The 12,337-nt window shown below is 72.5% G+C and carries 12 protein-coding genes; 3 read left to right on the top strand and 9 right to left on the bottom strand.

Features of this window, described 5'->3' with window-relative positions:
- The first annotated feature begins 12 nt into the window (after nucleotides 1-12).
- Nucleotides 13-684 carry a pentapeptide repeat-containing protein gene (locus tag OHA72_RS30295; RefSeq protein WP_327011189.1) on the top strand — a complete coding sequence of 224 codons (672 nt, stop codon included), beginning with the start codon at nucleotides 13-15 and terminating at the stop codon, nucleotides 682-684.
- A gap of 364 nt (nucleotides 685-1,048) precedes the next feature.
- Here OHA72_RS30295 and OHA72_RS30290 read toward each other — a convergent pair whose 3' ends face one another.
- Both OHA72_RS30290 and OHA72_RS30285 read right to left on the bottom strand, forming a co-directional pair.
- Nucleotides 1,049-2,170, bottom strand: a complete 1,122-nt coding sequence (locus tag OHA72_RS30290) for a glycoside hydrolase family 53 protein (RefSeq protein ID WP_327011188.1) — start codon at nucleotides 2,168-2,170, stop codon at nucleotides 1,049-1,051.
- A 144-nt stretch (nucleotides 2,171-2,314) separates the two neighbouring features.
- Nucleotides 2,315-3,853 carry a pectate lyase family protein gene (locus OHA72_RS30285; protein ID WP_327011187.1) on the bottom strand — a complete coding sequence of 513 codons (1,539 nt, stop codon included), beginning with the start codon at nucleotides 3,851-3,853 and terminating at the stop codon, nucleotides 2,315-2,317.
- Nucleotides 3,854-4,128: 275 nt separating this feature from the next.
- Between OHA72_RS30285 and OHA72_RS30280 the strand changes: the two genes are divergently transcribed.
- Nucleotides 4,129-5,103, top strand: coding sequence for a pectate lyase family protein (locus OHA72_RS30280; protein ID WP_327011186.1), 975 nt, complete (start codon nucleotides 4,129-4,131; stop codon nucleotides 5,101-5,103).
- 59 nt (nucleotides 5,104-5,162) lie between these two features.
- On the opposite strand, the gene OHA72_RS30275 is transcribed toward OHA72_RS30280, so the two are convergent.
- Together OHA72_RS30275 and OHA72_RS30270 are read right to left on the bottom strand one after the other, a co-directional pair.
- On the bottom strand, nucleotides 5,163-6,764 hold the full coding sequence (locus OHA72_RS30275; RefSeq protein ID WP_327011185.1) for a pectate lyase family protein: 1,602 nt from the start codon (nucleotides 6,762-6,764) through the stop codon (nucleotides 5,163-5,165).
- Between the two features lie 126 nt (nucleotides 6,765-6,890).
- The gene (locus OHA72_RS30270) at nucleotides 6,891-7,712 is read right to left on the bottom strand and encodes a class I SAM-dependent methyltransferase (protein WP_327011184.1); all 822 of its coding nucleotides are present in this window, start codon (nucleotides 7,710-7,712) and stop codon (nucleotides 6,891-6,893) included.
- Between the two features lie 75 nt (nucleotides 7,713-7,787).
- Here OHA72_RS30270 and OHA72_RS30265 point away from each other — a divergent pair, with 75 nt between their 5' ends.
- Entirely contained in the window at nucleotides 7,788-8,237 is a 450-nt protein-coding gene (locus OHA72_RS30265; protein WP_327011183.1) for a helix-turn-helix domain-containing protein, read from the top strand.
- On the opposite strand, the gene OHA72_RS30260 is transcribed toward OHA72_RS30265, so the two are convergent.
- From OHA72_RS30260 to OHA72_RS30240, 5 genes are all read right to left on the bottom strand, one after another.
- Complete coding sequence (locus OHA72_RS30260) at nucleotides 8,194-8,667, bottom strand: phosphoribosyltransferase (protein WP_327011182.1); 474 nt, start codon at nucleotides 8,665-8,667, stop codon at nucleotides 8,194-8,196. The genes OHA72_RS30265 and OHA72_RS30260 overlap by 44 nt on opposite strands.
- Before the next feature lie 64 nt (nucleotides 8,668-8,731).
- Complete coding sequence (locus tag OHA72_RS30255; protein WP_327011181.1) at nucleotides 8,732-9,295, bottom strand: hypothetical protein; 564 nt, start codon at nucleotides 9,293-9,295, stop codon at nucleotides 8,732-8,734.
- 67 nt (nucleotides 9,296-9,362) lie between these two features.
- Nucleotides 9,363-10,205, bottom strand: coding sequence for an alpha/beta fold hydrolase (locus OHA72_RS30250; RefSeq protein WP_327011180.1), 843 nt, complete (start codon nucleotides 10,203-10,205; stop codon nucleotides 9,363-9,365).
- 17 nt (nucleotides 10,206-10,222) lie between these two features.
- Complete coding sequence (locus OHA72_RS30245; RefSeq protein WP_327011179.1) at nucleotides 10,223-11,188, bottom strand: cyclase family protein; 966 nt, start codon at nucleotides 11,186-11,188, stop codon at nucleotides 10,223-10,225.
- Nucleotides 11,181-12,335: an alpha/beta hydrolase family protein gene (locus OHA72_RS30240; protein WP_327011700.1), complete on the bottom strand. Its 1,155-nt coding sequence runs from the start codon at nucleotides 12,333-12,335 to the stop codon at nucleotides 11,181-11,183. Before OHA72_RS30240 ends, OHA72_RS30245 begins: the two co-directional genes overlap by 8 nt.
- Between the last annotated feature and the right edge of the window lie 2 nt (nucleotides 12,336-12,337).

The raw sequence follows: 12,337 nt of genomic DNA, 5'->3' as shown, positions 1-12,337 counted from the left end.
GCGGTCCGGGCGATGCTGCGGCGGCGGACGTTCCCGCGTGGCGCGCGCCGGCGCGTGGCGGCCGCGTGCCTGGCCGTCGCGGTCCTGCTCGGCGTGCTGCTGCTGGTCCGCGGCCGGACCGGCGAAACCCACGGGCGGCGGTGCGCCGACCCCGGCGCCGTGTCGATGGCCAACCGGGTCGTCGTGGACTCCGACCTGTCGCAGCGGCGGCTGCGCTGCGCCGACCTGGAGCGCTCCACCGTGGAGGGTTTCGTGCGGGAGGCGAACCTGAGCGGGTCCAACCTGCACGCGGCGCGCCTGCGGTCGGTGTCGATGGAGAACGTCGACCTGTCCGGGGCCGACCTCACCGACGCCGCCGCCCGCGACGCCACCCTCACCGGGGTCGAGCTCGGCCGTGCCGACCTGCGCCGCACGGTGTGGCAGGGCAGCACGTTCACCGACGTGGGGCTGCGCGGCGCCGTGCTGCGCCAGGCGGACCTGCGCCGCACCGAGATCCGGCGGTCCGACCTGGGCGGGGCGGACGCCCGCGACGCGGACCTCACCGGCGCGTCGCTGATCGACACCGACCTGCGCGGCACCCGCCTCGACGGCGCCGACCTGGACGGCACCACCTGGGTCAACGTGGTCTGCCCCGACGGCACGAAGTCCGGCGGCGACCGCGAGTCCTGCACCGGCCATTTCTAGCTCCGTCGGCTTCGCCGGCGGTTCCGTGGGGGGTTCCCACCCCACACCCCCCATGCTCGCTTCGCTCCCACGACCCGCACCGGCCATTTCCAGCTCCGTCGGCTTCGCCAGCGGTTCCGTGGGGGGTTCCCACCCCACACCCCCCATGCTCGCTTCGCTCCCACGACCCGCACCGGCCATTTCCAGCTCCGTCGGCTTCGCCGGCGGTTCCGTGGGGGGTTCCCACCCCACACCCCCCATGCTCGCTTCGCTCCCACGACCCGCACCGGCCATTTCCAGCTCCGTCGGCTTCGCCAGCGGTTCCGTGGGGGGTTCCCACCCCACACCCCCCATGCTCGCTTCGCTCCCATGACCCGTGCCCCGGTCAACACGCGCGGAACACGCCCAACGCCGGCAGCGCACGGCCGTCGAAGTCGAACAGCGCCTGGTTCTCCCAGCCGTTGCCGGAGGTGGGGTCGGCCGGGTCCCAGCCGGCGCCGGTGACGGCGGTCCAGGTCGGCTCCCAGTAGACGAAGCCCAGCCCGCGCCCGCCCGGCACCGACGCGACGACGTCGGCGACGGCCCGCACCGCGTCCGCCTGGCCCTGCGGCGTGGCGGGGTGACCGCCCGCGGCGGCGAGGTCGGCGGTGAAGATCTGGGCGGTCGGGTCGTCCTCCGCCGTGGTGAAGCCGTACGCGGTCTCGGCGACCAGGACGTCCTTGCCGTAGCGGGCGGACAGGTCGACGATGTTGGCCCGCAGGCTCTCCGCGGTGCCGTGCCAGTACAGGTAGTGCGACACCGCGATGACGTCGAACGGCACGCCGAGCGAGGTGGCGTTGTCGAACCACCAGCGGTGCCCGCCGTTGTTGCCGCCCTCGGCGAGGTGCAGCACGACCCGGGTGCGGTTCGACACGGCCTTCGCGACGCTCGCGCCGGCGGTGAGCAGCGCGGCGAGGTTGGGCCAGTTGTCCCAGCGCCCGTCGGGCCACAGCAGCCCGCCGTTGATCTCGTTGCCGATCTGGACCAGGTCCGCGGTGGTGCCCTGCCGGTGCAGCGCGTGCAACACGTCGTAGGTGTGGTCGCGCACGGCCGCCTTGAGCTCCTCGAAGGCGTACCCGGCCCAGGCGGCCGGCTTGTTCTGCTTGCCGGGGTCGGCCCACGCGTCGGAGTAGTGGAAGTCGATGAGCAGCCGCATGCCGCGGGCCTTGGCCCGGGCCGCCATCCGCAGCACGTGCGCCTTGTCGTTGTAGCCGTCGGCCGGGTTCACCCAGACCTTCAGCCGCGCGACGTTGACGTCGTGCTCGCGCAGGATGGTGAGCGCGTCGGCGCGGCGGCCGTTCGCCCGGCGGTACACGGCGCCGAAGTCCTCGTTCTTGGCCAGGGTCGACACGTCGGCACCGCGGATCGCGAGCCGTGGCCTGGCGGCGGCCGAGGCCTCGGTCGGAGCGGCGACGGCGGCGGCCACCGGAGCGGCCGCGGCGGCGGCCAGGATGGTGCGTCTGCGCATGGGGGGTCCTCACCTCACGTGGCGGATGGGGACCGTGAACGCTCCCAGTCCCGGACTGATGATGGCGCCAAAGCTGGCGAGAAATCAAGCGTCATCTCAGGACCAGTCGGCTGGGAGCGTTCACGGTACATGCCCTGCCAGGCGTCAGAGGTGGCCGGTGCCGGCGTTTCCGGTGACGGAGGCGGCCACGGTCGAGGCGGGTTCCAAGGTGTACGGATACGGCGGGCTGGTGAACGACCCGACCTGGGTGATGAGGTTCGGCCCACACCCGGTGTAGACGTTGCCGCGCTCCACGGCGTAGCCGTCCTGGACGCTGAGCGTGGTGGTCTTGACGGGGGTGGCGACGTTGACGAACACGTTGCCCTCGACCAGGACCTGGGCGCCCATGCGGGAGTGCACGCCGTTGTTGTCGTCGTGGTAGTAGTTGTTGAACACGTGCGCGGTGCCGAAGCGGATGCTGGGCAGCCGGGCGTCGAGGTTGTAGAACTCGTTGTGGTGGTAGGTCACCGTGAGGTGCCCGATGTCCTCGGCGGCGTTGTCGTCGTCGTGGCTCACCAGCGACGTCTTCCAGTGGTCGTGCAGCTTGTTCCACGACACGGTGACCCAGTCGCTGGCGTGGGTGATGTCGATGAGCCCGTCGTAGTGGTCGATGTCGTGGGCCCGGTCGCTCCACAGCTCGTTGTGGTCGATCCAGACGTGGTCCGCGTCCTGCACGGTAATGGCGTCGGTGCCGACCGGGTTGGACAGCTTCAGGTTGCGGATGATGACGTTGTTGTAGTGCGAGATCTTCAGGCCGCCGCCGTTGATGCCCGAGTTGGCGCCGAGGCCGACGATCGTCTTGTCGCCCCGCACGTTCGCCTGCCCGGAGCCCTGCAGGATCCCGTTGATCTGCACCGTCTCCGGCGTGTGCCGGCCGACCTCGGTGACCAGGTCCGCCCACGTCGACACGGTGACGGTCGGGCCGCCCGCGCCGCCGGTGGTGCCGCCGGCCAGGGTCGCGTAGCCGACCATGCCGGCGGGCGGGTTGCCGGTCGGCGGCGCGCTGGAGGACGCGCTGGTGGGTGGTGTACCCGCCACGCCGGTGACCCGCACGTCGTCGAACGACGCCGACGCGTGATAGGTCCACACGCCGACCTTGCCGCTGCCGAACGCGGTCGAGGTGCCCTGCGCCACCAGCGCCCCGCCGACGTAGCCGCGCAGGGCCGTACCGACGGCCTCGACCCGCACCGTCGCCCAGGCGCCGGTCGTGACGGTGTGGGTGCCGGCGCCGAGCACGCTCACCGCGCCGTTGCGCACGGCCTCGAGCTGGGCGCGGCCGTCGGCGTACAGCGCGAACCGGTAGGCGTTGGTGGAGCTCTGCTGGCGCACGGCGAGCGCCACGAGGCCGTCCGCGCCCCGTTCGACGGGCCGCAGGCGGGCCTCGGCGGCGACGTCGGTCCACGCCGAGCCGGCGTAGGCACGGGCGTCGCCGGTGGTGGCGCTGGTCTGGCGCAGGACGCGGGAGCCGTCGGTGAGCACCGACCAGCTGCCGCCGGACTTGGACCAGCCGTTGGTGTTGCCGTCCTCGAAGTCGTCGGTGAACAGGGTGGTGTCGGCGGCGGCGATCCTGGCCGCGCCGAGCAGCAGCGCGACGACGGCGACGGCGGCCACCGACGACCACCGCCGGATGGGCGGAACGTGCATGTGAGGCCTCCTGGCGGGGAGTGGAGGCCGGGGGCGGGTCGGGCACCGCGGGGCCGATGCCCCCTCAACCGGCGCAACGGCTGAGGAAAACGGTTTCCCCGAACGTAGGACGCGGATTGCCGACTGTCAATGCGTGCGGGCCCACCCGGGAAGATCTGCAACAATCCTGCACATCGACGTTCGTTGACTTCCCATCGCACGACTCCTAGCGTCCCGGGAAAGGCCTTTCCTAAGGCTTTCCGCCATTCCGCCAAGGTCACGGACAAGGAACCGTCATGAGACGAACGCTCGCCGTGCTGCTGACCGCCGCCGCGGTCCTGCCCGGCTCCCCCGCCCTCGCCGCCGCCGCACCCGCCGCGGCGCTCGCCGCGGACGCCGCACCGACCGGCTTCGCCGCCGTCGACGCGCTCGGCCGCAACGGCACCACCGGCGGCGCCGGCGGCCAGACCGTCACCGTCACCACCACCGACCAGCTCCTGGACGCGATCGACAGCACCGCCACGCTCATCATCCGCGTCCAGGGCCGCATCGCCATCACCAGCAAGCAGGGCGTGCGGCCCAACAAGACCATCGTCGGCGTCGGCACGACCGCCGAGATCACCGGCGGCGGCTTCGACTTCTACCGCTCCTCCAACGTCATCGTGCGCAACCTGCGCTTCACCGGCGCCGAGGACGACTCGATCAACATCGGCCAGCAGTCGCACCACATCTGGATCGACCACAACACGTTCGCCGGCGCCGTGGACGGCTCGGTCGACATCGTGCGCGGCGCGGACTTCGTGACGGTGTCGTGGAACCACTTCGACCACACCGACAAGACGATGCTCATCGGCCACTCCGACGGCGCCGCCGGCACCGACGTCGGTCACCTGCGGGTGAGCATCCACCACAACTTCTTCGACCACAGCCGGCAGCGGCACCCGCGGGTCCGCTTCGCCGACCCCGTGCACATCTACAACAACGCCTTCGTCGGCAACGAGCTCTACGCGATCGCCTCGACCGAGAACGCGGGCGTCCTCGTGGAGGGCAACCACTTCGAGGACGTGCCCTTCACCGTCCACTCCACCGGTGGCTACGCCGACAGCGGCCCGGGCCGGGCGGTGGCCCGCGGCAACGTGTTCGTGCGCTCCGGCACCCCGCAGCTGGGCGGCACCGTGATCGAGCCGCGGACGTTCTACGCGTACACCCTGGACGACCCGGCGAGCGTGCCGGCCCTGGTCCGGGCGGGCGCCGGCGCCGGTCACCTCTGACCCGCCCGTGGGAGCGCACCGGCCGGGGAGGGAGACTCCCCGGCCGGTGCCGTGCGTGCTCAGATGTGGCCGGTGCCCGCCCCGGCGAGGACCGCGGCCTTGACCGCGTCCGCGCTCTGCGCGGTGTAGCTGTAGTAGGTGCCCGGCTCCTGGACCGTCCCGCCGATCGTGCCGGGTGTGCTCTCGCCGATGAAGATGTTGCCGCGCGCCACGATCCGGCCCTTGGGCCCGGCGTAGTCGATGGCGTACGCCTCCTCGGTGTCCTCGAAGACGTTGTTCTCGATCACGCAGCCGGCCGACGCCTGACAGGCGACCCCGATGTCGGTGTTGTGGAGGAAGTAGTTGTTGAACACGTGCACCGGCTCGCCGAAGCGCACCCGGGGGTTGCGCTGCGGGGTCCGGTCGAAGAAGTTGTGATGGTAGGTCACCTTGAGCTGCCCGGTGTCCTGCGCGCCGTTGCTGTCGTCGTGCCCGAGCAGCATGTTCTTGGTGTGGTCGTGCGTGTGGTTCCACGACACCGTCACGTAGCTGGAGCCGCGCTTGATGTCCACGAGACCGTCGTAGCCGTGCGACAGGTCGTTGTGGTCGATCCACACGTGGTGACTGAACATCTGCACGTTGACGGCGTCGTCGGGGGTACCGGTGAAGACCAGGTTCCTGATGATGACGTTGTGCACGGCGTTGGCCGGGGGCGCCGTCATCGCGTCGTCGACCGGCAACCCGACGTTGAGGCCGCCGCCGGTGAGCCCCGAGGCGGCGCCGACGCCGACGATCGTCTTGTCCGACGTCACGTCGTGCATCGGGCCCGGCAGCGTGATGACGCCGCTGACCCGGATGACCAGCGGCCCTGGGCGGGCGATCGCGGCGAGGAACGCGGCGGCGTCGCTGACGGTCACGGTCGGTCCCCCGCAGCCGCCGGTCGTGCCGTTCTGCCCCCACGCGTTGACCGCGGCGAACCCGACGACGGCCGGCGGATCGGTGCACTCGCCCGGCGGCTCCGGCGACTGCGACGGCGTGGGTGAGGACGGCGGCGGCGAGGACGGCGTACCCGTCGTGGTGTCGGCGGTGACGTCGTCGAAGGTGGCGCTGGCGTAGCTGGTCAGCAGGCCCAGCCGGCCGCTGGCGAAGGTGGCGTCGGTCGCCGACACGACCTGGCCGCCGTCGACGAGGCCGCGCAGCGTGCCACCGGCCACCTCCAGGCGCACCGTGGCCCAGGTGCCGGCCGGCACCGACGCGACGCCGGTCGCGATGGTGCTCACCGCGCCGCCGACCCGCTTGACGAGGCGGGCCTGGCCGCCGGTGAGCGTGAGCGCGTAGTAGTTGCTGCTGTTCTGGGCGCGGGCGATCACACCGATCGACTGGCCGTTGTAGGAGATCGGCTTGACCCTGGCCTGCACGGCGTAGTCGGTCCAGGTGGTCGCGCCGGCGAACGCCCGGGCGTCGCTGCTGGTGCCGGCCTGGCGCAAGGCGCGGGAGCCGTCGGTGACGACGGACCAGCTGCCGCCGGACTTCGACCAGCCGTTGGAGTTGCCGTCCTCGAAGTCGTCGGCGAACAGCGGCGCGCCGAACGCGATGCCGGCGGCGCCGACGACGACCGCGACGGTGGTCGCGGCCGCCGCGACGCCGGCGACGCGTCTGGAGATGGGCAGGGAACGGTGCACGGGTGCCTCCCGGTTCGGAGTGTGGCGGAGCTCCTTGGGAAAGGCCTTTCCTGAGTTGACGCTAGGCCCATCGATCGAAGAGCGTCAACGGAAATCGTTCGCAGGAAAGTTGCAGCGCACCGCTGCTCACCGCGCCGCGGAGGCGTCGACCTGCCAGCAGGCGGCGGTGAAGCGGACCTCCTCGCCGTGCACGTACGGGTCGAACGCGGCGCGGACCGTGTCGACGACCCGGGCGCGGGTCTGCTCGTCGGCCTGCCCCAGCACGATGCCCAGCGGGCCGAGCCGGGTGAAGTAGTGCACGAGGTCGCGCTCCGGCAGCACGCACCGCACGTCGACCGGCCGGATGCCGACGCCGGTCCAGCCGCCCCGGTCGAGGATGCCGCGGACCAGGTCCGGGTCGGCGAACGCGAACTGCCCCGGCTCGCCGGGCCGCCGGACGGGCAGGTCCGGCACGAGCGGCGCGGCGGCCCGCTCGGCGGTGGTCATGAACGGGTTCTGGGCGATGTCGCGCCACACGACGGCCCGCAGAATCGCGCCGGTCGTCGCGGCGCGGCGCAGGTTGGCGAAGGCGCGGACCGGGTCGGTGAAGAACATGACGCCGAAGCGGGAGATGACCGCGTCGAAGCCGCCTGGGGTGAAGTCGTGCTCCTGGGCGTCGGCGTGGATGAACGCCACCGGCACGCCGTCGCGGTCGGCGCGGGCCCGCGCCGCGGCGAGCATCGGCTCGGCGATGTCGACGCCCGCGCAGCCGCCCGTGCCGAGCCGGCGGGCGACGGCGACCGTGGTGCTGCCGGTGCCGCAGCCGACGTCGAGCACGCGTCCGGCGCCGGCCGCCGCAACCTCGGCGACCAGGAGGTCCTCGAAGGGCCGGAACAGCTCGTCGAGCATCGCCTGCGCGTCGATCCAGGCCTGTCCGGCGATGCCGCTCCAGCGTGCCGTCTGGTTCATATCCGTCTCCTGTGGTTGCGATGTGACCGGTTCGGATGCGACCGTTGCACTTCAAGCCGACTTGAGGTCAACCACATGACGAACCTGGACATCGCCGAGGTGGCACGGCGCGCCGGCCTGCCCGCCTCGACGCTGCGCTACTACGAGGAGAAGGGCCTGATCGCGTCGGCCGGCCGGGCCGGGCTGCGCCGCCAGTTCGATCCCGGCGTGCTGCAGCGGCTGGCCCTGATCGCCCTGGGCCGCACCGCGGGCTTCTCCCTGGACGAGATCGTGCTGATGTTCGGCCCCGACGGGCAGCCCCGCATCGACCGGGGCATGCTCTCGGCGAAGGCCGACGAGCTGGACGGCACGATCCGCAAGCTCACCGTGCTGCGCGACTCGCTGCGGCACGCGGCGGCGTGCGCGGCGCCGAGCCACATGCAGTGCCCGACCTTCCGGCGGCTGATCCGCGCCGCCGAGTCCGGCGTCGTCCCCGCGGCGGTCAGGCCGCGGTCACCGGGGGCTCGTTCGACCACGGGAAGTTGATCCAGCGCTCGGTGCGCCGCCAGACGTATTCGCAGCGCACGACGGTCTGCGGCTTCTCATACAGCACGGCGCAGCGCACGTCCTCGGCGTGGGCGACGCAGAAGTCGCGCACGACCCGCAGCGTGGCGCCGGTGTCGGAGACGTCGTCGGCGATGAGCACCCGCTTGCCGGCCAGGTCCTCGCCGTCGGGGGTGGGCCGCAGCACCACCGGGGCGTCGAGCCGCTCGTCGATGCCGGTGTAATACAGCACGTTCATCATCACCAGGTGCTTCACGTCCAGCGCGTAGCCCAGCGCGCCGGCCAGGAGCAGGCCGCCGCGGGCGACGCACAGCACCACGTCGGGGCGGAACCCGTCGTCGGCGACCGCCTGCGCCAGGGCGCGCGACGCGTCGCCGAACGTCTGCCAGTCCAGCTCTTCCCGCTCATCCATGGTCGCTCTGCCTCACGTCGCGGGGGCCGGTGCTCCCCCAAGCTTACCGGCCCCGACGGACGGCCTAGCTCTCCAGGGCCTTCCACGGCTTCGGGGTCCACACCCAGTGGCCGTTGACGTGGACCAGGCCGTCATACGCCATGCCGGAGTTCTCGCCCGGTCTGGTGTACCGCCAGCGGTACCAGGTGAAGCCCGGCTGCAGGTGCGGTCCGACCTGCTGGTAGCCGCCCGGGAAGTTCGCCTGGACGGCGATCGGCCAGGACCGGATCTCCTCGCTGGTGGCGTGGAAGAGCTGCATCTCGGTCTGCGCGGCCTCGACCTCGACCTTGACGTCGCCGTTCCAGACGTTCGCCGCGTAGAACTGCTCGGCCTTCGCCGCGGCGTCACCCACGAACAGCGCCTTGTAGTCCTCGGTCGTCGGCTTGAGCCGCCGCGCCAGCGCGGGGTCCTTCGGCAGCGCCTTCAGCAGCGCGTTCGCGCCCTCATCGGACTTCGGGTACGCGTCGCCGGCCGCGCTCTGCCCGGCGGACGACTGCGCGGCCGGGGTCTGCGCGGCCTCCTTCTCGCAGCCGGCCAGGGACACGCTCAGCAGGGTTGCCGACAATATCGAAAGCGCCAGGCGCCTCATGGGTGCTCCTTCTCAGATGATCCCGGCGATTGTCCGCCGCAAGCGGGGATCACCGTACTCACCGGGGTCAACCCAGCACCCGGGGTTCAGCGCAGGAAGGCCGCGACCGTCGTCGCCAGCCACGAGGGGTCGTCGAGCCACGGGGAGTGCCCGCCGCCAGGCTGGACGGCGACCTCGGCGTGCGGGAACAGGCCCGCGTAGTCGGCGGCGCGCTTCGGCGGCAGCGCGACGTCGTGCTCGCCCGCGATGAGCAGCACGCGGGCCCGCACGCCGGCGCCGACCTCGCCCACGTCGGTGCCGGCGTAGTAGGCGGCCGCCGCGGTGTCGTTGCGCTGGTCCGCTTCCCGGGCGGCCTCGGCGGGGCGGCGTCGTCCCACCGGCCGTACATGAACGGGGTGATCGCCGCCCAGTCGGCGGCGGCCGGGGCGCCCGCCCAGATCCGCTCGAACGCGGCGTACGCGCCGGGGAACCAGGGCTCGCCGCGGCGCAGCTCGGCGGCCTCGCGCCGGTCGGCGTCGGTGACGTCCAGGCCGACCACGCGCGGGGAGGGGTTGACGAGCACGAGCCGGCTGATCCGGTCGGGGTGGCGCACGGCGTACAGCACGGCGACGGCCGCGCCGGCGGAGTGCCCGAGCAGGTCGATCCGGTCCAGGCCCAGGTGCGCGCGCAACGCCTCGACGTCCTCCACCAGGCGGTCGCACCGGTAGGTGGCCGGGTCGCGCGGTGCCGCGGACCCGCCGGTGCCACGCAGGTCCAGCAGCACGAGCGAATGGTGGGCGGACAGCCCGCCGAGGTCACCGAGGTACGCCGAGGCTCGCATCGGCCCGCCCGGCACGCAGATCAGCGGGCTTCCCGCACCGATGCGGTGGTACGCGAGCCGGGTGCCGTCGGCGGCGTCGAAGGTGTCCATCCGTCGATGCTATGTGGTCACTTCACCGCGATCGGGTTGACGGGTGCGCCGACGGCGCCGGTGACCGGGAGCGGGGCTGCGGTGAGCCAGCACTCGTGGACGCCGTCGGCGGCGCAGTCGGCGGCGAGGGCGTCGAGGTCCCACATCTCGCCGATGAACAGGCCGATGTGCGGGATGGCGACCTGGTGCAGCGGCTGGAACGCGTCGTCGAACTCGTTCGGGCGGACCTCGAAGCCCCAGGTGTCGGTGGCGACGGCGGCGATCTCGGTCCGGTGCAGCCAGCCGGCCGTGGTGAAGGACAGGCCGGGTGCGGGGCCGCCGGCGTAGTCGCCCCAGCCGTCGCGGCGGGCGCGGGTGAGCTGGCCGGTGCGCACGAGGACGATGTCGCCGCGGCCGACGGCCGAGGAGGGGCCCTGCCGTTCGATGGTGGCGCGCAGGTGCTCCTCGGTCACGGCGAACCCGTCGGGCAGTTCGCCGCCGGTGCCGAACGCGCGGCCGACGTCCAGGAGCACGGCCCGGCCGGCGATGACGTCGGCGACGGTCTCGATGCCCGTGACGGCGTCGCCGAGGCTGGTGACGACCTGGCCGGCGGGGCGGCCGTTCCAGGCGATGCCGTGGTCGAAGATGTGCCCGAGGCCGTCCCACTGGGTGGAGCACTGCAGCGGCATGCTGATGACGTCGTCGGCGCCGCCGATCCCGTGCGGGAAGCCCTGGACGCCGGCCGCGGCGTCGGTGCCGGTGTCCAGCATCGTGTGCACCGGGTTGGTCCGGCGCCGCCAGCCCTTCTGCGGGCCGTCCATGTCGAAGCGCTGCGACAGCGAGAACGACGCGCCCCGCCGCACGAGGGCCGCGCCCTGGCGCCGCTTGTCGTCGGTGAGGAAGTTCATCGTGCCGAGCACGTCGTCCGGGCCCCAACGGCCCCAGTTCGAGCAGCGCTTCGCCGCCTCGGCGATGGCACCCTCGGGGTCGGTGCGGTCAAGCATCCCGGCCCGCCTTGAACACGTCGGCGACCCAGTCGGCGATGAAGACGCTGACGTGGGACAGGTGGTCCAGGCCGATGTGCTCGGCGCCGCCCTCCGCGGCGGTGAAGACCCGCAGTTCGCGGCGGGGACTGTTGACCGCCTGCTCGTAGGAGCGGTGCGCGTAGCGCAGCGGGATCTGCCGGTCGTTCTCGCCGTGCACGACGAGGAACGGCACGGTGATCCGCTCGACCACGCCGTCGAGGTTGACCGCGGCGGCCTTGTCGATGAACGTGTCCACATCGGACTCGCCCCACACCCACAGCACGTGGTCCCAGTAGTGCGGGACCGGGTTCTCACCCTCGCGTTCCAGGCGCCGTTTCTGCACCGCGCCCCAGTCGTGGTTGGCGCCCCACGCGACGCACAGCGCGAGGCGCCGCTCGAACGCGGCGGCGCGCGGCGCGTAGTAGCCGCCCAGGGACCAGCCGACGAGGCCGATCCGCGAGACGTCCCCGCGGGCCTCGAGGTGGTCGACGCAGGCGGCGGCCCAGTCCTCGGTGGACACCCGGGCGGTCAGCCCGTGCAGCCGCAGCGCCTCGCCGCTGCCGGGGCAGTCGACCATGAGCGTGGAGATGCCGCGGGCGGCGAGCTCCCCGGCGAACCCGGACGCGTACATGTGCTCCTTGGTGGAGTCCAGGCCGTTCCACAGGATGATGCACGGCGCCGGGGTGCCGCCGGTCGAGGCGTTGGTGAAGTACGCCGGCAGGTGCGCACCCTCGAACGGGACCGCGACCCGCGTGGTGGCCGGGTCGATCAGGTCGAACACCTTCTGCTGCAGCTCCAGGCAGCGCCGGTAGACCACGTTGCGGTCCGGCGCATGAGCCCGCTGCATCCGCTCGGCCTGGGCGAGGTAGTTGGTGGCGCGCCGGTACTTCTGCCCGGCCGAACGCCGGTGCCCGGCCTTCTCCTCCGCCGCGGCCTGCGCCGCCAGGTCCTCGGCGACGGCGGCCCACGACGCCATGAACTCGGCGGTGCCGACGTCGGAGCCCTGCGCGGCGAGGTCGCGGATCGGCCGGCAGGCCCGGTCGACCTCGTCGATCAGCCCGCCGCTGTTGAGGGTCGCGACGACACCCAGGTTCCACACGTAGTTGCCGGGGAAGTACTCGAACACGG

The organism is Dactylosporangium sp. NBC_01737, from assembly GCF_035963215.1.
GTDB lineage: Bacteria > Actinomycetota > Actinomycetes > Mycobacteriales > Micromonosporaceae > Dactylosporangium.
This window is presented reverse-complemented; position numbering and strand designations above follow the sequence as displayed.